This window comes from Micromonospora craterilacus (assembly GCF_003236315.1).
GTDB lineage: Bacteria > Actinomycetota > Actinomycetes > Mycobacteriales > Micromonosporaceae > Micromonospora > Micromonospora craterilacus.
The window spans coordinates 29,519-53,590 of the sequence record NZ_POTY01000008.1 but is presented as its reverse complement, the minus strand read 5'-3'; the positions used below and the strand labels follow the sequence as shown (position 1 = coordinate 53,590).

Annotated in this window: 23 protein-coding genes, 1 tRNA gene and 2 pseudogenes; 10 read left to right on the top strand and 16 right to left on the bottom strand. The window is 72.3% G+C overall.

Translation table 11 applies throughout. From position 1 onward, the window contains the following. Window positions 1-93 precede the first annotated feature (93 nt). Together hisN and C1I95_RS03070 are read left to right on the top strand one after the other, a co-directional pair. Entirely contained in the window at window positions 94-897 is an 804-nt protein-coding gene (gene hisN / locus C1I95_RS03075; protein WP_111212207.1) for a histidinol-phosphatase, read from the top strand. 59 nt (window positions 898-956) lie between these two features. Beyond that, on the top strand, window positions 957-1,925 hold the full coding sequence (locus C1I95_RS03070; RefSeq protein ID WP_199523587.1) for a DMT family transporter: 969 nt from the start codon (window positions 957-959) through the stop codon (window positions 1,923-1,925). On the opposite strand, the gene C1I95_RS03065 is transcribed toward C1I95_RS03070, so the two are convergent. After that, the gene (locus C1I95_RS03065; RefSeq protein WP_111212205.1) at window positions 1,880-3,082 is read right to left on the bottom strand and encodes a glycosyltransferase; all 1,203 of its coding nucleotides are present in this window, start codon (window positions 3,080-3,082) and stop codon (window positions 1,880-1,882) included. The two genes, C1I95_RS03070 and C1I95_RS03065, sit on opposite strands and share 46 nt — an antisense overlap. A 187-nt stretch (window positions 3,083-3,269) precedes the next feature. Here C1I95_RS03065 and C1I95_RS03060 point away from each other — a divergent pair, with 187 nt between their 5' ends. Then, complete coding sequence (locus C1I95_RS03060; protein WP_111212204.1) at window positions 3,270-3,842, top strand: DUF5709 domain-containing protein; 573 nt, start codon at window positions 3,270-3,272, stop codon at window positions 3,840-3,842. Window positions 3,843-3,857: 15 nt separating this feature from the next. On the opposite strand, the gene C1I95_RS03055 is transcribed toward C1I95_RS03060, so the two are convergent. Beyond that, window positions 3,858-4,502, bottom strand: a complete 645-nt coding sequence (locus C1I95_RS03055; RefSeq protein ID WP_111212230.1) for a response regulator — start codon at window positions 4,500-4,502, stop codon at window positions 3,858-3,860. A gap of 14 nt (window positions 4,503-4,516) precedes the next feature. Beyond that, on the bottom strand, window positions 4,517-5,641 hold the full coding sequence (gene macS, locus C1I95_RS03050; protein ID WP_199523586.1) for a MacS family sensor histidine kinase: 1,125 nt from the start codon (window positions 5,639-5,641) through the stop codon (window positions 4,517-4,519). A gap of 117 nt (window positions 5,642-5,758) precedes the next feature. Here macS and C1I95_RS03045 point away from each other — a divergent pair, with 117 nt between their 5' ends. Then, window positions 5,759-6,229, top strand: coding sequence for an ATP-binding protein (locus C1I95_RS03045; protein ID WP_111212203.1), 471 nt, complete (start codon window positions 5,759-5,761; stop codon window positions 6,227-6,229). Window positions 6,230-6,243: 14 nt separating this feature from the next. Here the strand turns inward: C1I95_RS03045 and C1I95_RS03040 are convergent, their stop codons facing one another. From C1I95_RS03040 to C1I95_RS03020, 5 genes are all read right to left on the bottom strand, one after another. Next, window positions 6,244-7,077: a phosphoribosylaminoimidazolesuccinocarboxamide synthase gene (locus C1I95_RS03040; protein ID WP_111212228.1), complete on the bottom strand. Its 834-nt coding sequence runs from the start codon at window positions 7,075-7,077 to the stop codon at window positions 6,244-6,246. A gap of 110 nt (window positions 7,078-7,187) precedes the next feature. Beyond that, a complete protein-coding gene (locus tag C1I95_RS03035) occupies window positions 7,188-7,430 on the bottom strand; it encodes a hypothetical protein (protein WP_111212202.1) in 243 nt (80 codons plus the stop codon). Window positions 7,431-7,627: 197 nt separating this feature from the next. Next, window positions 7,628-7,701 (bottom strand) — tRNA-Met (locus C1I95_RS03030). Between the two features lie 213 nt (window positions 7,702-7,914). Next, window positions 7,915-10,920 (bottom strand): UPF0182 family membrane protein, encoded by a 3,006-nt coding sequence (locus tag C1I95_RS03025; protein WP_199523584.1) that lies wholly within the window; start codon window positions 10,918-10,920, stop codon window positions 7,915-7,917. A 192-nt stretch (window positions 10,921-11,112) separates the two neighbouring features. After that, window positions 11,113-12,126: a YlbL family protein gene (locus tag C1I95_RS03020; protein WP_111212200.1), complete on the bottom strand. Its 1,014-nt coding sequence runs from the start codon at window positions 12,124-12,126 to the stop codon at window positions 11,113-11,115. Between the two features lie 149 nt (window positions 12,127-12,275). On the opposite strand from C1I95_RS03020, the gene C1I95_RS03015 reads away from it, so the two are divergent. Then, window positions 12,276-13,574, top strand: a complete 1,299-nt coding sequence (locus C1I95_RS03015) for a zinc-dependent metalloprotease (protein ID WP_199523583.1) — start codon at window positions 12,276-12,278, stop codon at window positions 13,572-13,574. A 92-nt stretch (window positions 13,575-13,666) separates the two neighbouring features. On the opposite strand, the pseudogene C1I95_RS37275 reads toward C1I95_RS03015, so the two are convergent. From C1I95_RS37275 to C1I95_RS03005, 3 genes and pseudogenes are all read right to left on the bottom strand, one after another. Continuing rightward, window positions 13,667-14,029: pseudogene (locus C1I95_RS37275) on the bottom strand (hypothetical protein); the annotation flags it as partial. 80 nt (window positions 14,030-14,109) lie between these two features. Then, window positions 14,110-14,344 (bottom strand): annotated as a pseudogene (locus tag C1I95_RS37270) (hypothetical protein); the annotation flags it as partial. A 116-nt stretch (window positions 14,345-14,460) separates the two neighbouring features. Next, complete coding sequence (locus C1I95_RS03005; protein WP_111212197.1) at window positions 14,461-14,982, bottom strand: M48 metallopeptidase family protein; 522 nt, start codon at window positions 14,980-14,982, stop codon at window positions 14,461-14,463. A 547-nt stretch (window positions 14,983-15,529) separates the two neighbouring features. Here C1I95_RS03005 and C1I95_RS35670 point away from each other — a divergent pair. The 3 genes from C1I95_RS35670 (at window position 15,530) to C1I95_RS02995 (ending at window position 18,331) form a co-directional block, all read left to right on the top strand. Next, on the top strand, window positions 15,530-15,697 hold the full coding sequence (locus tag C1I95_RS35670) for a DUF5679 domain-containing protein (RefSeq protein ID WP_012014940.1): 168 nt from the start codon (window positions 15,530-15,532) through the stop codon (window positions 15,695-15,697). 194 nt (window positions 15,698-15,891) lie between these two features. Continuing rightward, window positions 15,892-16,992, top strand: a complete 1,101-nt coding sequence (locus tag C1I95_RS03000) for a TOMM precursor leader peptide-binding protein (RefSeq protein WP_111212196.1) — start codon at window positions 15,892-15,894, stop codon at window positions 16,990-16,992. Window positions 16,993-17,002: 10 nt separating this feature from the next. Continuing rightward, the gene (locus C1I95_RS02995) at window positions 17,003-18,331 is read left to right on the top strand and encodes an ABC1 kinase family protein (protein ID WP_111212227.1); all 1,329 of its coding nucleotides are present in this window, start codon (window positions 17,003-17,005) and stop codon (window positions 18,329-18,331) included. Between the two features lie 344 nt (window positions 18,332-18,675). Here C1I95_RS02995 and C1I95_RS02985 read toward each other — a convergent pair whose 3' ends face one another. The 3 genes from C1I95_RS02985 to C1I95_RS02975 form a co-directional block, all read right to left on the bottom strand. Next, complete coding sequence (locus C1I95_RS02985; RefSeq protein WP_111212194.1) at window positions 18,676-19,041, bottom strand: WhiB family transcriptional regulator; 366 nt, start codon at window positions 19,039-19,041, stop codon at window positions 18,676-18,678. Window positions 19,042-19,173: 132 nt separating this feature from the next. Beyond that, window positions 19,174-19,458 (bottom strand): hypothetical protein, encoded by a 285-nt coding sequence (locus C1I95_RS02980; protein WP_111212193.1) that lies wholly within the window; start codon window positions 19,456-19,458, stop codon window positions 19,174-19,176. A gap of 138 nt (window positions 19,459-19,596) precedes the next feature. Then, the gene (locus C1I95_RS02975; protein ID WP_111212192.1) at window positions 19,597-21,747 is read right to left on the bottom strand and encodes an ATP-dependent DNA helicase UvrD2; all 2,151 of its coding nucleotides are present in this window, start codon (window positions 21,745-21,747) and stop codon (window positions 19,597-19,599) included. 92 nt (window positions 21,748-21,839) lie between these two features. Here C1I95_RS02975 and C1I95_RS02970 point away from each other — a divergent pair, with 92 nt between their 5' ends. Beyond that, window positions 21,840-22,082 (top strand): mycoredoxin, encoded by a 243-nt coding sequence (locus C1I95_RS02970; RefSeq protein WP_111212226.1) that lies wholly within the window; start codon window positions 21,840-21,842, stop codon window positions 22,080-22,082. 145 nt (window positions 22,083-22,227) lie between these two features. Here C1I95_RS02970 and C1I95_RS02965 read toward each other — a convergent pair whose 3' ends face one another. Both C1I95_RS02965 and C1I95_RS02960 read right to left on the bottom strand, forming a co-directional pair. Then, a complete protein-coding gene (locus C1I95_RS02965; RefSeq protein WP_111212191.1) occupies window positions 22,228-22,416 on the bottom strand; it encodes a DUF397 domain-containing protein in 189 nt (62 codons plus the stop codon). Then, window positions 22,407-23,207, bottom strand: coding sequence for a helix-turn-helix domain-containing protein (locus C1I95_RS02960; protein ID WP_111212190.1), 801 nt, complete (start codon window positions 23,205-23,207; stop codon window positions 22,407-22,409). The genes C1I95_RS02965 and C1I95_RS02960 overlap by 10 nt, the downstream gene beginning before the upstream one ends. Window positions 23,208-23,633: 426 nt before the next feature. Here C1I95_RS02960 and C1I95_RS02955 point away from each other — a divergent pair, with 426 nt between their 5' ends. Further along, window positions 23,634-23,969, top strand: a complete 336-nt coding sequence (locus tag C1I95_RS02955) for a hypothetical protein (RefSeq protein WP_111212225.1) — start codon at window positions 23,634-23,636, stop codon at window positions 23,967-23,969. Window positions 23,970-24,072 lie beyond the last annotated feature (103 nt).

Sequence of the window (24,072 nt, the reverse complement as noted above, 5' to 3'; positions counted from 1 at the left end):
CGCCCGCACCGCACCGCCGGCCCCCGGCCTCGGCCCGCACCGCCGGCCGGCCCGCGGCGTCGGGCCGGCACCGGCGTCGCTACGGTGTCCGGCATGACCGGGTACGCCGACGACCTCGCCCTCGCCCACCGGCTCGCCGACGCCGCCGACGCGATCTCGGCGGCCCGGTTCCGCGCGCTCGACTTGCGGGTCGAGTCGAAGCCCGACCTGACCCCGGTCTCCGACGCGGACACCGCGGTGGAACGTGCGATCCGCGCCCTGCTGGCCGAGCACCGGCCGGACGACGGCCTGCTCGGCGAGGAGTACGGCGCGACACCGGCGGCCGGCACGCGGCAGTGGGTGGTGGACCCGATCGACGGCACCAAGAACTTCGTCCGGGGGGTGCCGATCTGGGCCACCCTGATCGCGCTGCTGGAGGACGGCCGGCCGGTCGCCGGGCTGGTCTCCGCGCCGGCGCTGGGCCGCCGCTGGTGGGCGGCGCGCGGCACCGGGGCGTACGCCGGCCCGGACGCGTCCCGGGGCGAGCCGATCCGGGTCTCCGGGGTGACGGAGCTGGCCGACGCGAGCCTCTGCTACTCCTCGCTGGGCGGCTGGGAGGACGCCGGCCGGCTGGAGCCGGTGCTCCAGCTGATGCGGGACACCTGGCGCAGCCGGGCCTACGGCGACTTCTACGGTTACATGCTGTTGGCCGAGGGCGCGCTGGACGTGATGATCGAACCCGAATTGTCGCTCTGGGACGTGGCCGCACTGGTACCGATCGTGACCGAGGCCGGTGGCACGTTCACCGACCTGGCCGGCCGTCCCGCCCCCGCTGGGGCCGAGAACAGCGCCGTCGCCAGCAACGGCGTGCTGCATCCCGACATCCTCCACCGGCTCGGTCAGCCGGCCGCGCGCTGACGCCGGGTAGCCTCTATCCTCGCCAGGTGGCTACCTCGGGTTGGTGTTTCCTGGCGGCGATGATCGTCGCGTACGGTGTCGCCAACCTGTTGCAGTCGGTCGCCGCCGCCCGCACCACCGTGCACCACACCTTCGACCCCGGGTTGCTGCTCCGCCTGGCCGGGCACCGCACCTACCTGGTCGGGCTGGTCTGCCAGGTGGGCGGGTTCGTGCTGGCCTTCCTGGCCCGACGGGACCTGCCGCTGTTCCTGGTGCAGGCGAGCGTGGCCGCCGGGCTGGGCGTCACCGCCATCCTCGGCGTACTGGTGCTGAAGTGGCGGCTGCCGGTGGCCGAGGTCGCGCTGCTGCTGCTGCTCTTCGCCGGGATCACCGCGCTGGTGCTCTCCGCGCGGCCGGCACCGTCGAAACAGCTCGGCACCGCGGGGATGATCGTCCTGCTGGCGACCCTCGCGGTGATCGCGGTGCTGGGCTTCTTCGCGGTCCGGCTGCACGGCGCGCCCGGCTCGGTGGCGCTCGGCGCACTCGCCGGGCTGGCCTTCTCCGCCGCCGCGGTGGCCGCCCGGCCGCTGGCCTCCGCGTCGAGCTGGGACGCGTTCCTCGCCGACCCGCTGCTCTACCTGCTCGTCGGCCACTCCGTCGTCGGCCAGCTGCTGCTCGGGCTGGCGATGCAGCGCGGTTCCACCACGGCGGCGGTGGCCGCCATGGACGCCGCCGGCGCGGTGCCCGCCGCGATCGTCGGCCTGCTGCTGCTCAACGACAAGATCTGGCCGGGCCGGGAGTGGCTGGCCGGAATCGGCTTCCTGGTCACGCTCGCCTCGGTGATCGGCCTCACCCGGTACGCCGAACCACAGCACCACCATGCCGTCGCCCGGGAAACGACCCGGGCCATGGTCGGCACCGCTCCGCAGCTGATCGGGCCACAGCCCCGGGGGCCCGGGTGTGAGGTCGCGCACGCCACCGGTGGCGCGGGCGGTCAACTGCCTCAGGCTGCCTCGACCGGCTTACGCCGACCGACCACCCGCTCGTAGAGCCGCTCCAGGGCACCCGCGGTCCGTTCCCAGGTGTAGCTGCACCGGACCCGGTCCACCGCGGCGTGCCCGTACGCGAAGCGGCCCGCGTTGTCGGTGAGCAGTCGACGCAGCGTCATCCCGAGGGTGCGTACGTCGCCCGGTGGCACCAGCTTGCCGGTGACCTCGTCGACCACCGCGTCGGCGATACCGCCCATGGCGTAGCCGACCACCGGGACACCGCAGGCCATCGCCTCCAGCGACACCCGGCCCGCCGAGGAGTAGTGCGGTGTGCAGGCGACCACGTCGGCCGAGCGGTACCAGGTGGCCATCTGGTCGTGCGGCACCGCGCCCACCAGGTGCACCTGTTCGCCCACTCCGATGCGCTCGGCCAGCTCGCGTAGCCGGCGGGCCTCGGCGTGGTTGGCCAGCCGCTCGGCCGGCGGCCCTCCGGCGATCACCAGCTCCGCGTCGCCGACCAGGCGCATCGCGCGGATCAGGTCGTCCTGGCCATGGCCACGGGAGAGCCCACCGACGGAGAGGATCCGGGGCCGCCGGTCGCGCGGGGCGGCCTCGCCGTCGGGATGGAACCGCTCGGTGTCCACGCCGGTCGGGACCATCGCGACCGAGCTGCGTTGCAGGCCCATCCGGGTCAGCTCGTCCACCTCGTCGTTGCACTGGGCGACCGCCATGTCCACCGCCCTGGTCAACGCCCGTTCCAGCGGGATGCGGGTGCCGGGCCCGTCGTACTGCGGGCCGAGGTGACGCAGCTGCTCCATGCCGATCGAGTGGAACGTCTGCACCACCGGGATGTCGGTCTCCCGGACGGCGTGCGCGGCGGCCAGCCCGCCGACCCAGTAGTGACCGTGCACGACCTCCGGCGTCCAGTCGCCCGCCCACCGGTCGGCCAGCCACTGGCCGAACTCGGCCACGTACGGCACCAGCTCGGCGGTGGGTATCGGCGCGACCGGACCGACGGTTGCCCGCTCCACCCGGTAGCCGTCGACGTCGGTGCTGTCGGCCGCCTCCGGGTCGTCCCGGCGGGCGTACACCCGGACGTCGTGACCTCGCCCGGCCAGCTCGGCGGCCACTCGCGCGATGTGCTGGTAGGTGCCGACGACGGTACCGTCGTCGGACGGCGGCGCAGCGGCGTGGGCGCAGACGAGGCCGACGCGCATGGGTCACCTCCATGCGGTTGATTCGGTGGTCCTCCGGTCAGAGCGTCCCATTAACCAGGGCCCCAGGAGCCGAAACCTGGCAGTCGGCCGCTCACCGGGGTGGCGGAGCAGCCCCACCTGTTCCCGGCGTCACGATCGGGGCGGGCGGCACCGGTTATGGCGGGAGGGCAGCGGGTAGTGGTCTGTCATGCGCGAGGACGAGTACCCGAGCCCGGTGTCCGATCCCGAGGCCGACGGCCTGCCCGACACCGCCGACGACGACTCGACGGCCGGGGACGACGTGCTGACCGGTCGGGAGGCGGACGGCCCGGCCCCCGCCCAGCTGCCCGGCGACCGTACGCCGGTGGCCGTCGACGAGTTCGGTACCACCGCCGATGAGCAGCTCGACGGCGAGTCGGTGGACTACAAGCTCGGCCGGGAGCAGTTCGAACTTCCGGTCGACGACCCGCTGGCCGGGCCGGTCGACCCGGACATCGCGGCCGAGGCGGACAGCCGGGAGCAGGCGGCGCAGGCGCAGTTCGACGCCGACGTGATCGATCCGGGCCCCACCTCCGACCCGCACTCTCCGGTCTCGCTCTACGACCACGACCGGCTGGGCAGCGTCGCGGACGCCACGGTGGGCCGGCTGGTCGAGCCGGACGAGGGGACGCACACCGACCAGGAGACCGATTCGATCGCGTACGACGCGGGTGCCGCCGGCGGCGGGGCCAGCGCCGAGGAACTGGCCGTGCACGAAACCCGCCCGCCGCACTCGGTCTAACTCAACCGCCGAAGCTCAACCGTCGAGGCCGCGTTCGATCGCGTACCGGGTGAGTTCGACGCGGTTGTGCAGCTGGAGCTTGCCGAGCGTGTTCTGCACGTGGTTCTGCACCGTCCGGTGGGACAGCCCGAGCCGTTCGGCGATCTGTCGGTAGGACATCCCCTTGGCCACCAGTCGCAGCACCTCGGTCTCCCGTTCGGTGAGCCGGGGTGCCGCGTCCTCGGTGCCGGCCGGCGCCTGTTCCCGGGCGGCGGCCAGCCGGCGGTACTCGCCGAGCACCAGCCCGGCCAGTCCGGGCGTGAAAACCGGCTCCCCGGCGGCGGCGCGGCGTACCGCGTCCAGGAACTCCGCCAGCGCGGCGGACTTGAGCAGGTAGCCTGTGGCGCCCGCCTTCACCGCGTCCAGCACACCCTGCTGCTCGCCGCTGGCGGAGAGCATGAGCACCCGTACCTCGGGCCGGGCCGCGCGCAGCCCACGGATCACCTCCACCCCGGAGATGTCCGGCAGTTGCAGGTCGAGCACCACCACGTCGGGACGCGCCGCGGCGACCACCCGGATCGCCTGGCGCCCCTCGCCGCAGCTGGCCACCACCTGATGACCGGCCTCGGCGAGGTCGCGGGCCACCCCTTCCCGCCACATCGGGTGGTCGTCGACGACCATCACGCGTACGCCGCTCACGGTTCCCTCCTCGGCACGGTGAGTTCGACCTCGGTGCCGGCACCGGGGGCGGAGCCGATCCGAGCGGTCCCGCCGAGGTCGGCCACCCGACCCCGGATCGCCTGGGCCACGCCCAGCCGGCCCTGGGCGACGGCTTCGGCGAGCCGGTCCGGCGCGAAGCCCGGACCCTCGTCCCGGATCGACACGGTGACCGTCGCGCCCTCGTCCTCGACCAGCACCCAGGCGCGTCCGCCGCCGTGCCGGGCCGCGTTGTCCAGTGCCGCCCCGACGGCGGCGGCCAGCTCGCGGGCCACCGTCGGGGCCAGCGGCACCGGGCTGGCCGGGGCGGACAGCGAGACGGTGGCCGAGGCGTACCGGCCGAGCAGCGCCCGCAGGTCCACCGGCGCGTCGGTGGGGCCGGCGGGCAGCGGACCGGTGCCGGAGATCAGCGCCCGCAGCGCCGCCTCCTGCTCGCCGGCCAGCCGGGCCAGCTCGCCCGCCTCGCCGTCGAGCCGCACGCCGCGCCGCTGCACCAGCGCGAGCACCTGGAGCACCGAGTCGTGGATGTCGCGGGCCAGCCGCTCCCGTTCCCGGGTGGCGGCCTCCAGTTCCACGGCCCGCTGCAACCGTTCCCCGGCGGTCACCGACAGCCGCGCCACGTGTCCGACCACCACCCCGGCGAGCAGCATGAGAATTGCGCCGTTGATGGCGGTGGGGGTGGCCATGCCCCGGGTCGCCAGATCGGTCGCGCCGAGCACCAGCGCGGCGACCGCGCCGCGCCGCCGCCCGCCGGACACCGCCCAGGCCAGCACCGGGCCGCCCAACCAGGCCACCGTCAGGGTCGGCAGCCCGGCGGCGAGCGCGGCCCGGCCCATCACCCACGGGGTGACCAGCAGGATCGCCACGACCACCCCGAGATCGGCCAGGAGCAGCGGCCAGCCGCGCCGGGCCGGGGCGGCGTAGCCGACCGCGGTGACGGCGGTCCAGGCCGCCATCACCAGCACCAGGGCACCGGCGACGAGCGGGTGGGCGTACCGGTCCGCGTCGCGGACCACCACCACGACCACGTACGCCAGGGAGGCCACCCGGTACACCGCGACGGCCCGCCAGAGCGGGACCTCGAAACCACCGGGCGCGGGCACGTGCGTCACGATGCCACAGCCCGCGCGAGCGCCCCTCAGCCAATGCGCTCCAATGAACCCTGCCGTACGGTGGTAAATGCCGCGTAAACCTCTGCGATCTCCTGTCGGGACGGGCCCATGACGAACGGAGAACCCTGCACACCGCGTACGGTGGTGCCCATCGAACATGCCCTCCTGATCGCCGACGCCTTCGACCAGGCCCAGGTGACCGAGCTTCGCCACTCGGTCACCTCCTGCGCGCGCGCCGCCGGGCTACGCGACGAGCGCCTGGACGACTTCGTGCTCGCCATCAACGAGCTGATCACCAACGCGGTGCGGCACGGCGGGGGTCGGGGCTGGCTGCGCCTGTGGGAGGAGCCCGGACAGGTGCTATGCGAGGTCTCCGACCACGGTCAGGGCATCAGCGTGCAGCGCCTCGACGATCGCCGCCGCCCGGCCCCCGACACGGCCGGCGGTTGGGGCCTCTGGCTGGCCCGCGAGCTGACCGACGCGATGGACGTCGAGACCGGCCCGGCCGGCACCACGGTACGCATCACCGCCGCGACCGTCCCCACCCAGCAACACATCGGCCGCCACCGCCAGGACTGAGACCCGGCGCGGGATCATTCCCAGCGGTTGCCGGTGAGCTTCTCGTAGACGTCCACGTAGCGGGCGCGGGTGGCGTCGACCACCTCGGCGGGCACCTCGGGCGCCGGGCTCTGCTTGTCCCAGCCGCTCTCGGCCGCCCAGTCCCGCACGTACTGCTTGTCGTAGGAGAACTGCGCACGGCCCGGCTGGTAGGACTCGGCCGGCCAGAACCGGGACGAGTCCGGGGTGAGCAGCTCGTCGCCGAGGACCAGGTTGCCGTCCGCCGTCCAGCCCAGCTCGATCTTGGTGTCGGCGACCAGGATGCCCCGCTCGGCGGCCAGTTCGGCGCCGCGGCAGTACACGTCGATGGTCAGCTGCCGGAGCCGTTCGGCGGTTTCCGCGCCGACCTTGTCGACCACCTCGACGAAGGTCATCGGCTCGTCGTGCTCCCCCATCGGCGCCTTGGTCGACGGGGTGAAGATCGGCTCGGGCAGGATGGACGCCTCGCCCAGGCCCCGCGGCAGCTCCACGCCGGAGACGGCGCCGGTGCTCTCGTACTCCTTCAGGCCGCCGCCGGTGAGGAAGCCCCGGGCGACGCACTCGACGGGGATCATCTCCAGCCGGCGACAGCGGATCGCCCGGCCGGCGAACTCCGCCGGCACGTCGGTGGCCGAGATGACGTGGTTGGGCACCAGGTCGGCCAGTTGCTCGAACCACCACAGCGACAGCGCGGTGAGCAGCTTGCCCTTGTCCGGGATCGGGGTCGGCAGCACCACGTCGTAGACGGAGATGCGGTCCGAGGCGACCAGGAACAGGTCGTCGCCGTCGGCGTAGACGTCCCTCACCTTGCCCGAGTGCAGAAGTTCCACGGCCACAAGTACATCACGCGAAGTTCCTGCGCCCGCTGGGGACCTAGCGCGGCCGACCGCGAAGGAAGGGCGCCCCTTGTTAACGCCTGGGGTAGAGCACGGGCCCCTTCTTAACGCCGACGGCCGCGGGTCAGCCGGAACACCAGCACCACGATCACGGCCACCACGGCCAGGCAGCAGAGCAGGCTCAGGAAGCCGAAGAACCCGAAGCCGCGCCCTCGCCGCCGGGCGGCCTCGACGACCAGTTCCCCGGTGCCGGTCGAGGCCCACGCGGCGACCGGGACGAACACCGACAGCACGACTGTGCCCAGGAGCGTGCCGAGCCGCCCCCACCACTTGCCGAAGGAAGACATGGGCCCATCCTTGCCGAGACGCGCAACCGCAACCGGGGAACGGGATTCGTGTCAGCGGCACGGTCCCTGGCACACGGCAGCCCTCGGTCCGCCGATCCGGCAGAGCCGGACCTCGCAACGGCCGGTGCACCGCGCCGGTGCACCGGGCCGGAAAAGAGCAATGGCCCCGGAACGAATCCGGGGCCACTGTCTGGCAGTAGCGGGGACAGGATTTGAACCTGCGACCTCTGGGTTATGAGCCCAGCGAGCTACCGAGCTGCTCCACCCCGCGTCGCTAGAACCACCGTAGCGCACCAACCCGGGCCACCGCAAAACGACCCACGGAACGCCCCATGCCGCGCCGTCGCCCCCTGCCCGGTGGGGCCGGACAACCTGGCCCGTCGCGCCCCGAAACCTGCCTCGACCCAGAACCCGGCCCAGAAACGGTCAGGGCCCGCAGCGGCGATCGAGGATCGCCGGGCTGCGGGCCCTGACCGGTCGGTCATCAGCCGCCTGGTGACGGCGCCGGGTTGTTCGGCGCGTTGTTCCCACCGGCTGCCTGCTGAGCCTGCTGGAACGCGGTCAGCGCCTCGTCCAGCGCCTTCAACGCACGGCCGTACCGCTCGAAGTCGCCGGACGCCTGCGCGGCCCGCACCTCGCTGATCGCGGCCTGGACCCGGTCGGCAGCGGCCCCCAACTCGCCGGTGAGCGGCGGTGCCTGGCCCGGCGTCGGGGTGGCCGACGGGGTGGCCGATGGCGTGGCCGACGGCTCCCCGCCGTCGCCCGGCGGCTCCTCACCTCCGGTCGGCGGTGGGTTGCCGGCCGCCGCCCGCTTGCCCTGCTCGACGAGCTGCTTGATGCCGTCGGCCGGGTTGTCGGCCAGCACCACGAAGGAACCACCGTCGCCGTAGGAGAGCAGCACCTTCTGCAGCAGCGGGTACGCGTCCGTCTGGTTGCTCTTCACGTAGACCGGCTCCACGTAGAGCATCCCGTTGTTGAACGGCAGCGAGAGCAGGTTGCCGTACTGCACCTGGGCCTGGTTCGAGGAGAGCAGGTTCAGCTGCTGCCGGATGTTGGCGTTGTTGGTCATCTGCTGGTGCACCTGCACCGGGCCGGAGACCCGGGTCTGGTCGGGCAACTCCAGCACCTGCAACGTCGGCTTGCCGTCCTCGTACGACCCGGAGATCAGCGCGGCCAGGTTCTGCCGGCCGTTCGGGGTGACCGCGCTGGTCAGCTGGAAGCGCGGCGCCTCCTGCCCGGGGAACTGGGTGTAGAGGTAGTACGGCGGCTGCTTGACCCCGCTGTCCGGCGCGTCCGGCACGTTCGGCACCTGCCAGAAGTCCTGACCGGAGTAGAAGTCGCCGGGGTTGGTGACGTGGAACCGGATCAGCAGGTTGCGCTGCACCTTGAACAGGTCGGCCGGGTAGCGGAAGTGGTCGGCCAGCGACGGCGGGATCTCGGCCCGCGGCTTGATCAGGTCACCGCCGAACGCCTTGTTCCACGCCTTGAGCACCGGGTCGTTGTCGTCGAACTCGTAGAGGGTGACCGTGCCGTCGTACGCGTCGACGGTCGCCTTGACCGAGTTGCGGATGTAGTTGACGTTCTCCCGGGCCAGCTGGATCGTGCCCCGGCCGGTCAGCTCGTCGGTGGTCTCCTGCTGGAGGTTGACCCGCTCGGCGTACGGGAAGGTGGCGGCGGTGGTGTAGCCGTCCACGATCCACTGGACCCGGCCGTCCACCACCGCCGGGTACGGGTCGCCGTCCAGGGTGAGGAACGGCGCGACCTTCTCGACCCGGTCGCGGGGGTTACGTACGTAGAGCAGCTTGGAGTTCTCGTTGACCGCCTCGGAGAGCAGGAAGTTCGCCTCCTGCTCCTTGATCGCATAGAGCAGCCGCCGGCTGAACGACCCGATGTCGACGCCGCCCTCGCCGGTGTAGGTGTAGTACGACTGTCCCTCGCCGCTCTCACCGGCCGGCCGGTCGAACTCCGCCGGGTTGGCGTCCGGGTTGGGCTTGCCGACGATGGCGTAGTCGCCGTCCTGCATCCGCTCGCCGTAGTAGATCCGGGGCTGGCTCGCCGGGATCTGGTCGGTGGGCGAGGAGCAGGACTCCTGCGCCCGCTCACCGAGGAAGCCGGAGACGAAGAACGGCTGACCACCGCAGACCACCTGGTTGGCGGGGGCGGCCACCACCCCGTACCCGTGGGTGTAGACGGTGTGCCGGTTGATCCAGTTGCTCTGCTGGGCGGTCAGCTCGCCGTAGTTGATCTCGCGTACGCCGACCACGTAGTCCTGGGTCTTGCCGTTGACCGTGTACCGGTCGATGTCGAGCTTCGGGCCGAAGTCGTAGAAGCCACGGACCTGCTGGAGCTGGGTGTACGTCTCGCTGACCAGCTGCGGGTCGAGCAGTCGGGCGTTCGGTACCACGGAGGTGTCGGTGGCCAGGCTCTCCGACGGGGTCAGGTTGTTGGCCGCATACGCCGAATTCTGGGCGATGTCCAGCCCGAACGACGCGCGGGTGGCCTCGATGCTGCGCTCGATGTACCGCGCTTCCTTGTCCCGGGCGCTGGGCTTGACCTCGAAGGTCTGCACCGCCCAGGGGTAGATGCCGCCGATCGCCACCGCGGACACGCCGAGCAGCGCCAGCGAGATGCCCGGCCAGACCAGGTTCCGCATCCAGGCGTTGGAGAACACGATGATCGCGATCGCCACCACCACGGAGATGTAGGCCAGGATCTCCTTCGCCGGCAGCAGCGCGTTGATGTCCGCGTACCCGGCGCCGTAGACACCCACGCCGTCGTTGTACTCCAGCAGCATCGACCGCCGGTCGAGCACGTACGCGACCGCCTTGAGCAGGACGAAGACCGCTACCAGCGTGCTCAGGTGGCCCCGGGCGGCGTTGCTCATCCGGTCACCCACGCCCTGTAGGCGCACCCCGCCGAAGAGGTAGTGCACGGCCAGCGAGCCGATCAGCGCCAGCACCACCGCGGTGAAGCCGAGCCCGAGCAGGAACCGCCAGAACGGCAACTGGAAGACGTAGAAGCCGACGTCGACGCCGAACTCCGGGTCGACGATGCCGAAGTCTCCGCCGTTACGGAAGAGCAGCCACTGGTTCCAGCGGCTCTGCGCCGACAGACCGGCGAAGAGGCCGACGATCGCGGCGGCCGCCGTGATCCACAGCCCGAGCCGGGGGCCGAGCAGCATCCGGTAGCGCTCCAGAGTGGCCTGCTCCGGCGAGTGCGGCCGGTGCCGGGGGCGTAGTCGTTGGGCGAGCCATAGATTGCCGCCGACGATCGCCCCCATCGCCAGACCGGCGGCCAGGAAGAGCAGCAGCCGGGTGACGATCACCCCGCGGAACACCTCGGTGTAGTCGACCTCGGAGAACCAGAGCCAGTCCGTCCAGGCCTGCACCCCCCAGCCGAGCAGGGTGAACAGGACGAACACCCCGATCAGGACACCGATTGTGACGCGTCCGCGTCGGCTCATCCTCGGCAGGGGGCTGCTGCTACGCATGACCACTGTTGGCTCCGCACGCTCGATATGATCGGCTCCGACCAGGCACCCAGAGTACGGGGTGTTCCTGAATGCGTCGGCGCAAGGTCGCGGCGCACCTCGTGCACCGGGTCGCGACCCGACCGTACGGCCCGCTCGCCGGCCCTGGCCGCGCGTGCCCTCGGCGGGGTGTCCGGACGGCTGCGGTGCGGGTCAGCAGTGGGTCGGCTGGCCCCCGGACCGCAGCGTCTCCAGGGCGGCCAGCGCCTCGTCGAGCGAACCCACCTTCACCAGTGGCAGGTCCGGCTGCCGGTTGCGCACCGCCTCCGCGCAGTTGGCCGCCGGCACCAGGAAGACCTTCGCGCCGGCCTGCTTCGCCCCGACCAGTTTCTGCGGGATGCCACCGATCGGGCCGACCCGACCCGAGTCGTCGATGGTGCCGGTGCCCGCGATGACCCGGCCGCCGGTGAGGTCCTCCGGGGTCAGCTTGTCGATGATGCCCAGCGCGAACATCAGGCCCGCGCTGGGGCCGCCGATGTCCTTCAGGTCGATGGCGAGGGTGAACGGGTGCGGCTGCTGCTGCTCGATCTCGATGCCGATGCGGGGCCGACCGTCCTGTTCCTGACTGGTGATCGTGTCGGTGCGGGCCACCCCGTCGCGGGTGTAGCCGATCCGCAGCGCCGTGCCCGCGGGCTTCGCCCTGATCAGGTCGGTCAGCCGGGAGGCCAGAGGCACCGGTTCGCCGTCCACCGAGGTCACCACGTCGCCCGGGCGGAGCACGCCGGCCGCCGGGCCGTCGGCGGCCACCGTCTTGACCACGACCTGCACCTCGTACCCCAGTTCCCGCAGCGCGGCGGTCTCCGCGCTGGTCTGCGACACCTGGAAGTCCTCGGCGTTGCGCTGTTCGACCTCCTGCTGGCTCTCTCCCGGCGGGTAGACCAGCTCGCGCGGCACCACCGCCTGGTCCTCGGAGAGCCAGCCCTGGATGGCCGAGCGCAGCTTGACGCTGGGCTGCACACCCACGGTGGTCAGCCGCAGTTGGCCGGCGGAGGTGGAGGTCTCCCGGCCGGTGACCTGGATCACCTCCTTGCCGTCCTCCTGCCCGAGGGTGTCGACGGTCGGACCGGGACCGAGTACCACGTACGGGACGGGCGCGCCGAGCACTCCGATGCTGAGCAGAGCGGTGAGCAGAGCACCGAGAAGGACGGTCACGCCGCGACGTCTCATGCGGCAGAGCGTACCGAGCCGGATAACGGCGCTCGGCCGGCACGACGACAGACTTCGCCCTCAGCGCAACAGCGGCAGCGGCGGCCCGTCCGGAGCGCCGTCCAGCGGCGTGGAGGCTGAATTATGGCGGCGCGCGTACCGTAGAGGTCGTGCCTGATATTCCGTTCGGTTTCGCGCTTCCGGGTGGGCAGCCGCCCGACCCCAACGACCCCGCGCAGATGCAGCAGTTCATGTCGCAGTTGCAGCACCTGCTCTCCGCGCCGGGGAGCGGGCCGGTCAACTGGGACCTGGCCCGCCAGGTGGCGGCCAGCCAGCTCGCCGCGGCGGGCGACCCGGCGGTCTCGCCGTACGAGCGCAACGCGGTCGAGGAGGCGCTGCGCATCGCCGACCTGTGGCTGGAGCCGGCCTCCGCCCTGCCCTCGGGCATCCGGACGGCGGTGGCCTGGAACCGCAATGAGTGGATCTTCAAGACGCTTGACGTCTGGCGCAAGCTGTGCGACCCGGTGGCCAGCCGGATGGTCGGCGCGATGGGTGACCTGGTGCCGCCGGAGGCCCGGGCCCAGCTCGGCCCGATGCAGTCGATGGTGGCCACCCTCGGCGGCGCGCTCTTCGGCGGTCAGCTCGGCCAGGCGCTCGGCTCGCTCGCCGCGGAGGTGCTCTCCGCCGGCGACATCGGCCTGCCGCTCGGCCCGGCCGGGACGGCCGCGCTGATCCCGGCCAACATCCGCAGCTACGGCGCGGGGCTGGAGCTGCCCGAGGACGAGGTGCGCCTCTACGTGGCCCTGCGTGAGGCCGCGCACCAGCGGCTGTTCGAGCATGTGCCGTGGCTGCGCGGGCACGTGCTGAACGCCGTGGAGACGTACGCCGCCGGCATCCGGGTCAACCGGGAGGCGATCGAGGAGGCGATGGGCCGGGTCGATCCGACCGACCCGGAGTCGATGCAGGCGATCGCCCTGGAGGGCATCTTCACTCCGGAGGACAGCCCGGCGCAGAAGGCGTCGCTGGCCCGGCTGGAGACCGCCCTCGCCCTGGTGGAGGGTTGGGTCTGCCACGTGGTGGACGGTGCCGCCGCTGGCCGGCTGCCGAACGTGGTGGCGCTGGGCGAGGCGTTCCGCCGGCGCCGGGCGGCCGGCGGGCCGGCCGAGCAGACCTTCGCCGCGCTGGTCGGGTTGGAGCTGCGGCCCCGCCGGCTGCGCGAGGCCGCCGCGCTCTGGGCGGCACTCACCGAGCACCGGGGCATCGCCGGCCGGGACGCGCTGTGGGGCCACCCCGACCTGCTGCCCTCCGACGACGACTTCGCCGACCCGGTGGCCTTCGCCATGGCCGATCTCGACCTGATGTCCGAGCTGGAGAACTTCGACTTCTCCGCCCCGGGCGGGCCGGAGGAGAAGGCACCGGGCGAGACGGACCGCCGCGACGACACCGAAGGCGGCGAGAACCGCTCCTGACCGCCCGCACCCCACGCCGGCCGCCCGCCCTCCTCGGCCGGTCAAGGCCGGTGCTCGGGTGAAGATCACGCTCGATCAGGGATCGAGCACGATCATGCCCTGCCCGCCCGGCCGGCGCCGGAGAGCAGTGCGCGGGTGTTCTCCCAGCCGCTCAGGGCCGGGTCGAGCCGGGCCAGGTCCGCCGGGCCACGCAGCCGGTGCCAGGACGGCGTCACCGCCAGGTCACCCGGGCGGGGCGCCGCCGCGCGCACGGCCGCGGGCACCGTGGCGTCCAGGTCCACCGGCGGCAGCCACGGCGGTACGGGCAGCCGGGCGGCCACGCCCAGCACCCCCGGGAGACCGCCCTCGACCGGCGCGATCGCCACCGGCCGGCTGGTCAGCGGGCGCAGCAGCTTGCCGACGGTGAGTCCGGGCAGGTCGGGTGCGTCTCCCGCGACCACCGCCGCCTGCTCGTAGTGACCGTCCACCCCGCCCGGCCCGCTGCCCGTGCCGCTCCGCGCACCGCCCAGCCCGCGGTGCCCGGTCAGTGCGGCGAACACGGCGTTCGGGGTCGGCTCGGGCACCTCGTACACGGTCGTACCCGGCCAGATCACCGCGTCGGCCAGCCACCGGTCCGCCGGGGTGACCGCCACCGCGGTGTCCACCTCGTTGAGCAAGGCGAGCAGATCCACCACGTCCTCGGCGAGTGCCGTACGCCAGTCCACCGGGTCGGCGCCGGGCGGCGCCCAGGCGACCGGCGCGAGCAGCGCCACCACCACACGTCGGGCCATTCCCCGACCCTACGCCCGGCCGCGAGCCCCGATCCCGGCACACCGGGCGGGGAGCCCACCGCTGCCGGGTGTCGTCGGCGAGACCCGGTCACCCACCGCCGCTGCGACGGTGTCGCTCAGGGCGTGCCGGACACGGCCGCCACGCCCTCCAGGTAGCCCCGGGCGCGTTCGGTTTTCGGGTACCGGCCGACCAGGGCCCAGAACTCGGCGTTGTGACTGGGCACGATGAGATGGGCGAGTTCGTGCAGCAGGACGTAGTCGATCACCCAGTCCGGCATGTCCTGGATCCGGTGCGACAGTCGGATCGAGCGGTCCGCCGGGGTGCAGGAGCCCCACCGGCCGTTCTGGTTGCTCACCCACCGGACGCTGGTCGGCAGGGCCTGGTCGCCGTACTCGGACAGGTAGAGCCCGATCAGCCGGCCGGCCCGGGCCAGCAGTTCCCCGTCGGAGCGGGTCAGCCGCCCCTCCCGGGCGGCGAGCCGGGCGAGCATCCGGTCGACCCATTCGCTCTCCTCGGCCCGGGAGAACTGGTCCGGGATGAGGACGACGACCCGTTCACCGTCGCGGTAGGCGGACACCGTCCGTCGCCGGCGCTGGCTGCGCCGTACCTCGACGACCGGCTTCCGCGCCCCAGCCATCAGTGGACCGCGCAGCCTCGGTTTGCTGTCACGTTGGCAAGCTAATGCGTTGTGACCAGGGGTCCGCAAGAGTCAACCCACCGACACGCGTCCGGAAAATGGGGATTGGTCGCCAGGAGTCCCGAAAATTTTCTTGCCGGACCGGCGCGACCCGCAACGATCACCCTTCGTGGTGGCCGACGAGGTGTCACACCGGCAGCGCCGACCTACGGTAGATGATCATTGGAGCGGGCCGCCCACCGGGGTCCGACCCCGGTCCGACCCCTGGTTTGCGGGGCGCTACCAGCGAATTTGCGGGCCCCCGGTCGGCGTGTCCCCGCCAAACTGACTGATCTGGCCCAATTCGCCGTGCACACTCTCGACGTCGCCTTGCTCACAGTGGCAACGCGCAGCTGACATGGAACCGCCCACACCTGGGTAGGGTCCGCCAACCAGTGGTCACGTGGGTGGCCGCGGGAAGAGACCCAGCGCCGGGCGCCGCACGCGGCCGGCCGCCGGGAACCCGCCGGACCGGTATCGACCGGCGGACGAGACGAGGAGGCACACCGTGGCCGACCAGGCCCAGACCTACAACGGTTACTGCGTCAAGTGCAAGGAGAAGCGGGACTTCGAGGGCCGCGTCGAGGTCTCGAAGACCGGCATGAACATGGCCAAGGGCAAGTGTCCGGTGTGCGGCACAACAGTGAACCGCATCCTGGGCAAGGCGAAGGTCTGACGTACCCGTACGGCGAACGGGGGTGGCCGGTGGCCACCCCCGTTCGCGTTCTTCCGCTCACTGTCCGGCGGCCGACCCAGTTACCCGCCGGTTGTGGATATCTCGCCGAATCCTGTGGACAGCCCTGGATCTGAAGCTGCCCACCTGTGGACAACGATCGACGGACAGCAGGGAAGCGGTCACTATTCGTGCCCATGCAGCTGTCGACGAAGCGCCCGCCGTCCCCCCGCCCCACCCTGCTGCCCGGGCTCAGCCAGCTCTGGCGCGACCGGCACACCCTTCAGCTCGGGCTCGGTCAGGAGCGGGCCGTCCTGGTCGAGGTGGCCGACCCGCGGGCCGCCCGGCTGCTCGACCTGCTCGACGGCACCCGCAGCGAGCGGCAGGTGCTGACCGGGGTGACCGGGACGGGCGTCCGTCCGGAGCACGCCCAGGCCCTGCTCGACGCCCTGCGTACCGCCGGCCTGGTGGTACCGGCGCACACGCTCCTGCCCCGGGACCTCGCCGGCCCCCGCCGGGCCCGGCTCGCCGCGGAGGCCGACGCGCTGGCGCTCGCCGCCCCCCGGCTTCCGGGGACCCCGGCCCAGGTCCTCCGGCGCCGCCTGGCCGCCCGGGTGACGCTCACCGGCGCCGGCCCGCTCGGCGCCGTCATCGCCGTCGCCCTGGCCCAGGCCGGTGTCGGTCACGTCCATCCCGAGCTGCCCGGGCCGGTCCGCCCGGTCGACCTCGTCGGCGCCGGCATCGCGGCCGGCGAGATCGGCCGCCCGCTCGACCAGGCGGTCCGGGCGGCCGTGGCGCGGGCGGCACCCGGCACCGGCACCGGCCCGCTTCGCCGACACCGGCCCGACCTGGTGATCCAGCTCGGCACCGACCGGCCGGCCGCGCTGCTGGCCGCCGGTTACACCCAACGGCGGCAACCACACCTGCTGGTCGACGTCCGGGAGGGCGTCCCGGTGATCGGGCCGCTGGTCCGCCCGCCGGTCGGCCCCTGCCTGCGCTGCCTCGACCTGCACCGCGCCGACCGGGATCCCGACTGGCCGGCGCTCGCCGCCCAGCTCGCCAGCGGCACGGCCGTTCCGCCCTGCGCCACGAGCACCCTCCTGGCGGCCACCGCGTACGCCGTGGCCGAGGCGCTCGGCCAGCTGGACGGCGGCACTCCGGAGACCCTCAACGGGGCGATCGAGGTAGTGGCGGCAGGCAACGTCCGGCGCCGCCACTGGCCGCCGCACCCCCGCTGTGGCTGTGGTGCCGGCGGCCAGCCCGGCCGCACGGCAGCATTGGGCACGCTGGTTCGGTAACAATGACCAAGTGACCGACATCCCGCGCCGGGCCGTGTCCCGGACCGCCAAGCTCGCCGCTCTGCCGCTCGGCTTCGCCGGCCGGACCGTCCTCGGCATGGGAAAGCGCGTCACCGGGCTGGCCTCCGACGTGATCTCGGCGGAGATCCAGCAGCGCACCGCCGAGCAGTTGTTCAGCGTCCTCGGCCAGCTCAAGGGCGGGGCGATGAAGTTCGGCCAGGCGCTGTCGGTCTTCGAGGCGGCCCTGCCGGAGGAGATCGCCGCGCCCTACCGGCAGGCCCTGACCAAGCTTCAGGAGGCCGCGCCGCCGCTGCCGGCGGCGAGCGTGCACAAGGTCCTGGCCGACCAGCTGGGCCCCGGCTGGCGGGACCGGTTCGTGAGCTTCGACGACTCGCCGGCCGCCGCGGCCAGCATCGGCCAGGTACACCGTGCGGTGTGGCGGATGCCGGACGGCGACAGCCGGGACGTGGCCGTCAAGATCCAGTATCCGGGCGCCGGCGACGCCCTGCTCGCCGACCTCAAGCAGCTCTCCCGGCTGGGCGGCATGTTCCGGGCCATCCAGCCGGGGCTGGACGTCAAGCCGCTGCTGGCCGAGCTGCGGGAGAGGATCACCGAGGAGCTGGACTACGAGCTGGAGGCGGAGTCACAGCGGGCCTTCGCCGCCGCATACGCCGATGATTCGGAGATCTACGTACCAGCGGTGTTCCACGCCTCGCCGCGAGTCCTGATCACCGAATGGGTCGAGGGCACTCCGCTGGCCGACATCATCCGGGCCGGCACCGAGCAGCAGCGGAACGAGGCGGGCCGGTTGATGGCCACCCTCCACCTGTCCGCGCCGGCCCGGGCCGGGCTGCTGCACGCCGATCCGCACCCGGGCAACTTCCGGCTGCTGCCCGACGGCCGGCTCGGCGTGATCGACTTCGGCGCGGTGGCCCGGATGCCGGAGGGAACGCCGGAACCGATCGGCCGGATCGCCGGGCTGGCCCTGCGCGGCGACGCCGACGAGGTGGTGGCCGGCCTGCGGGCCGAGGGTTTTGTCAGCTCCGGCGAGCCGATCGAGGCCGGCGCGCTGCTCGACTTCCTGCGCCCGATGCTGGAACCGATCGCCGCCGACGAGTTCCGGTTCACCCGGGCCTGGCTGCGCGGCGAGGCGACCCGACTGGCGAGCCCGCGGTCACCGGCGTACCAGTTCAGCCGGCAGCTCAACCTGCCGCCGTCGTACCTGCTCATCCACCGGGTGACGCTCGGGTCGATCGGCGTGCTGTGCCAACTGGAGGCCAAGGCCCCCTACCGCGGCATCCTGGAACGCTGGCTGCCCGGCTTCGCGCCGGTCGGCTGACCCGCGGCCCACCCGTCGGCGACGCTCTCGCGCTCCACGTGAAAACGGCGGGCGGGGGCGCCCCGTCCCCCCCCCCCCCGCCCGCCGTTCTCGGTGTTTCGTCCTACAGAGCGCCCAACTCGCGGGCCGACCGGGCACGGCCGGCCATCGCGACGGTACGGGCGGATCGGGTTGCCTCAGTGCTCGTGGTGGTGCGACCGGCCTGAGGCCGGAGCATTCGAGCCCTCGACAACGCTTCGTGAAGTAGGTGCATCTCGGCGATTCCGTTCGGAAGGTGCAGCATGGTGGTCAGCTTTCTCGTGGCCGGTTCGGCACCGGCGGGGTTGGTCCGGATCGGGAACATGTCAGGCAGCCAGCCGGACGGCGCTGCGCGACGTGGCAAGGCCGTTGGCCGCCAGCCGCGCCTCGGCCTCGACCCGCAGCGCGGCGTCGCGGGCGAGGTCCTCCTTGCGCGGGCGGCCACGGGGCCGCTTGCGCGGAACGACCGCGCCACGCTCGAAGATCTCGCCGCCCCAGACGCCCCAGGGCTCGGCCCGCTCGACCGCGCCGGCCAGGCACTCGACGCGCAGCGGGCAGTCCCCGCAGAGCGACTTGGCCAGTTCCAGGTCGGTGGGCGAGTCGGAGAACCACAGGTCGGGGTCGAACTTCCGGCAGGGCAGGTTCGCCTCCATCTCGACGCTCAGGTCGAGTGGGGCCAACGCCAGACTCATCGCCCGGTCACCTCTCTCTCACTTCGATCTCGTGGATCGCTGTTCCGACGTACTTCGGCGGTACAAAAAAACTGAGGCCGCGGATCCCGGTATGCGGGTTCCGCGGCCTCGAGGTGAGCCGGTGGTCTGGTGTCAGACCGGTCTACCTCGAGGTGGAACACCGCGGACGTCCATCCGCTTGCTGGCGCCATCGACGCCCTTGCCCGTGAAGCCACTGGTCCCCTGGATCCCGTTCGGCTTCGGTGCGAGGATCAGCTCGGCCTGAACCTCGACCCGGTGCACCTGCGGAGCCCACGGTCGTGCAGCGGCGACGGTCGCCCGGCCTTCCGCCACTGGAGCAACGGTGGTCAGGGCAGCCGACAGCGAAGCGACGGCAACGGGCAGCGCCGTCGGACGCTGGTTGATGTAACTCTCCACTGGTGCCACCTCCCTGACGTTCACTCGCGATCGACTCGGACACATACCCCGTGAGCAGCCCGAACAGGGCCCCTCCCGAGGTGTGCCCTGAGGCTATGCCGGTCGGTGGGGCGAGGGCAAACGAATTAACGGTCAGATTCAGAAACTTTTCTGCGGGCAGATTTCGTCGACCGACGCGCCGCCCACCAGCGCCAGCACCGCCTCGCCGTACAGGCCGAGTTTGCGTGGCCCGATGCCGGCGATGGCGACCAGTTCCTCGGCCCGGGCCGGCCGCCGTTCGGCCAGCGCGACCAGCGTGGCGTCGGTGAAGACGACGTAGGCGGGCACCTTCTGCGCCCCGGCCGCCCGGGACCGCCACTCGCGCAGCCGCTCGTGCAGCTCGTCGTCGATGTCCGACGGGCAGGTGGCACAGCGGCCGAGCTTGCGGTCGGGCCCGGCGAGCAGGGTCGCCCCGCAGATCCGGCAGGAGACGATCCGGTTGGCGCGACGCTGCGGGCCGGGTGCCGGGCGGCCGCCGGCGGCCCGCTCCGCGCCGCCGGCGGGGGCCAGTTGAGGCAGGAACCGGCACGGTCGTCGGGCCCGCCCACCCGGCGAGCGCGCCGAGGCGTACGACAGCCAGAGCCATTCCCGGGCGCGGGTGATGCCGACGTAGAGCAGCCGGCGCTCCTCCTCGACCTGCTCGGTGGTACGGGCGTACGTGGTGGGCATGGTGCCCTCGGCGAGACCGACCAGAAAGACGGCGTCCCACTCCAGGCCCTTGGCGGAGTGCAGGGAGGCCAGCGTCACCCCGTCCACGGTCGGCGCGTGCTGCTGTGCCGCCCGCCGGGCCAACTCGTCGGTGAAGTCGGCCAGGGTGACCGGGCGCTCCACCGTGGCAGCCACCCCGAGGGCCCGCAGGTCGGGCGTGGCCGCGTACTCCTCGGCGAGCTGTACCAGCGCGGCCAGCGCCTCCCACCGCTCGCGGGCGGCGCCACCGGGCGGGGGCGTGTCGGGCGCCCAGCCGACACCGGCGAGCGCCTCGACCACGGCCGTCCGCAGCGGGGTCTCCCCCGGGATGGACCGGATGGCCGCGCGCAGCGCCACCATCGCCTGGCGCACCTCGACCCGCTCGAAGAACCGCTCGGCCCCCTGCACCAGGTACGGCACGCCCGCCTCGGCGAGCGCCTTCTCGTACGCCTCGGACTGCGCGTTGGTGCGGAACAGCACGGCGATCTCGCGGGCCGGCGTGCCGGCGTCGACCAGGGCGCGGCAGCGGACGGCGACCGCGTTCGCCTCGGCCGGCTCGTCGGTGAAGATCCGCCGCTCCGGCTCCGGGCCGGCCGGGCGCTGGCCGACCAGTTCCAGGCGCAGCCGCGACTCGCTGCCCCGCGCCTGCGAGATGACCGCGTTGGCCAGCCCGACCACCTGCGGGGTGGACCGGTAGTCGCGGACCAGCCGGACCACGGTGGCGCCCCGGCACCGGCGCGGGAAGTCGACCAGGTACGCCGAGGTCGCCCCGGTGAACGAGTAGATCGTCTGGCTGGCGTCGCCGACCACGGTCACGTCGTCCCGGCCACCCAACCAGGCGTCCAGCAGCCGCTGCTGCAACGGGTTGACGTCCTGGTACTCGTCGACGACGAAGTGCCGGTACTGGTTGCGGACCTGCTCGGCGACGTCCCGGTGCTCCTCGATCCCCCAGACCGCGGCGCGCAGCACGTCCTCGAAGTCGATCACCCCGCCGGTCCGCTTGAGCTTCTCGTACGCGGCGAAGACCTCGGCGACCTTCGCCGGCTCGTGCGGGGTCTCCCGCAGCGCCTTGGCCGCGGCCACCACGTACTCCCCCGGCTCCACCAGGGAGGACTTGGCCCACTCGATCTCACCGGCGAGGTCCCGGGCGGCCGTCCGGTCGGCTCGCAGGCCGGCCCGGGCTGCGGCGAGGGTGACCAGCCGGACCTTGCTGTCCAGCAGCTCCGGCATGGCCCGCCCGTCGAGCAACCGGGGCGCGAAGTAACGCACCTGGCGCAGCGCCGCCGCGTGGAAGGTGCGCGCCTGCACGCCGGCCACGCCGAGCAGCGCGAGCCGGTGGCGCAGCTCCGCGGCGGCTCGGGCGGTGAAGGTGACCGCAAGCACATGCCGGGCCGAAATCTCGCCGGTCAGCGCGCGGTGCGCGATCCGGGACGTCACGGCCCGGGTCTTGCCGGTGCCGGCGCCGGCCAGCACGCAAACCGGACCGGCCGGGGCGGTCACCGCCGAGCGTTGTTCCGGGTCGAGCCCGGCGAGCACGCGTTCGGACGCGGAGTTAACCACCACAGCAGGGAATTGTCTCAGCTACCAGCGACGTTGCAGCGGATAGCCTGTACCTGATCGGCGAGCAGCCGGGCGTTACGTTGGAGGATCTCACCATGCTGACGATGTATTCCACCCCCTGGTGCGGCTACTGCCACCGGCTGAAGTCGCAGCTCGACCGGGAGGGGATCGCCTACCAGGTGATCGACATCGAGCAGGATCCGGCGGCTGCGGAGTTCGTGATGGGGGTCAACGGCGGCAACCAGGTCGTCCCCACGCTGCGCTTCGCCGACGGCAGCGCGCTGACCAACCCGTCGATCAACCAGGTCAAGCAGCACCTGGTGAGCATCGCCGCCTGACGGAGGCGCAAGGTCGTTGTGACGGGCGACCGCGCGGCGGGCCACCACCACGAAATGCCCTCAGCTCTCGCTGGGGGCATTTCGTCCGCCTACGCGACGTCAATCGCCCGTAGCGCAGTCGCGGTGCGGGCCAGCAGCGTCCGGGTTAGTGCCGTTTGGCGGACCAGATGAACGCCCGCCAGGCAGCGGGCTCGAAGGTGAGCATCGGACCTGCCTGGTCCTTGCTGTCCCGGACGCCTACGACGCCCGGCAGGTTGTCTGCGACCTCGACACAGTTGCCGCCGCCAGAGCCGCTGCGGGTTGACTTACGCCACGACGCACCGATCAGGTCCACGAGTTCACAACTTCCTTCATCAGCTCGATCGACTGGCGGCGGGGGAGCGCTTCGTTGCGGACCGTCTCCCACCTCGACAGCAAAGTATCCACGTCAGCATCCGTGTCTACCACCACCCCGCCAAGCTGGTTCTCCATCTCCCCCACCCACCTGTGATCCGGAGAACGAGCAAGGCTGAAGGGACCGGTCAGCCCAACATGCATGCTGATTTCGTCCGGCAGGATGTGCGCGCTGATGTTGGTCCGCTCGGCTTGCGTGATCAGATGTTTGATCTGCCCGGCCATCACATCGCGGAAGTCGTCGCCGGCTCGACGGAGTACCGCCTCGGCGATGACGGCGATGAACTGCGGGGCGCGGTCCCGGGTGAGGATCACCTGCCGCTCGATCCGGCTGGCGAGCCGCTGTTCGACATCCTGATCACTGAGCGTTTCATCGCAGCGAATGACAGCGCGAGCGTAGTCCTCCGTCTGGAGTAGGCCCGGCACGAGGCAAGGTTGAAAGCACCTGAGCTGGGTCGCGGTTCGCTCGGCATCCAGCCACGGCAGGAACCACGACGGAACACCCAGTTGCTCCACCATGCGCTCGAACAGTCCGCCGTTGTTCAGCGCCCGGTCCGCACCCCGGATGAAGTCCAGGGTGAGCCCTCGCGTGCCGCTTTCGACGGCGCTGACGTGCGACGCGCTAAACCCTGCGGCACGCCCGAACGCCTCTTGCGTCATGCCAGCGGCACCCCTGGCCCGACGGATCTCGGCCACAAGGAAGGCCGCAAGTGGATGCGGCAGCTCGGCCATTCAGCGTCCCCCAACAAAGAAGATCAACAATTCACCTCGCCACACCAGATGAGGCTGTTCCGCCAGCGCTACCCACCTGCCCGAGATGCCTTCCGAGAGTAGTGCCGTCCTTACAAGACTGCACACATGCGGATCTGCTCCACGCCGAGGCGGGCTGGGGCGGGTTCTGCCAATGGGGCCGCCCCCTCACTTCCCCCGTGCCGGGGCGGCCCCTCTCAATCGCCTAGCAGCGGAGGCCGTTGTGCGCACTCGTCCCTCGTACCTCTGTCCGACAGTAGTTCTTCCGGTCCTGCCGCAGCGTCGGCGCGGCACGCACCTGCCCGAGTGGATGCGCCAGCAACGGACCATGCCGCTCCCGATGCAGTGGCCGGGCCGTGCCGGTTCACTGACGCGGGGCCAGCAGTGGCGGGCGAACGGCGGCCGGCCGTGCTGACGACGCAGCTGGCCACGCCGGGTCGCGGCCCACAAGCGGACCGGCCCAGGGGGTCCGGCGGAACCATCCCGCACACCCCGGCGCGGCCCATGTGGTTCTGCCGGGTCGACGGGCAGCCCTGGCCCTGCGGGGAGGCCCGCCTGCTGCTGGTCGTGGAGTTCCGGGACAACGTCTCGGGCCTGACGATCTACCTCGCCGGCCTGATGTACGAGGCCATGCGCGACCTCTATCGGCTCAACCCGCACGACGGCCCGGACCCCAAGGAGTTGTTCGCCAGGTTCGTCGCCTGGGGCGCGGCTCGCCGGCCCGCTGCGGAGAAGGCGGAGTGAGACCCCGCGCAACGAGGATCCGGGGGCCGCCGATTCCTGGCAGCCCCTGCGAGTCGCCCCACCCGCTGACCATTTCACGGTAGGACAGACACGGACGCGGAGG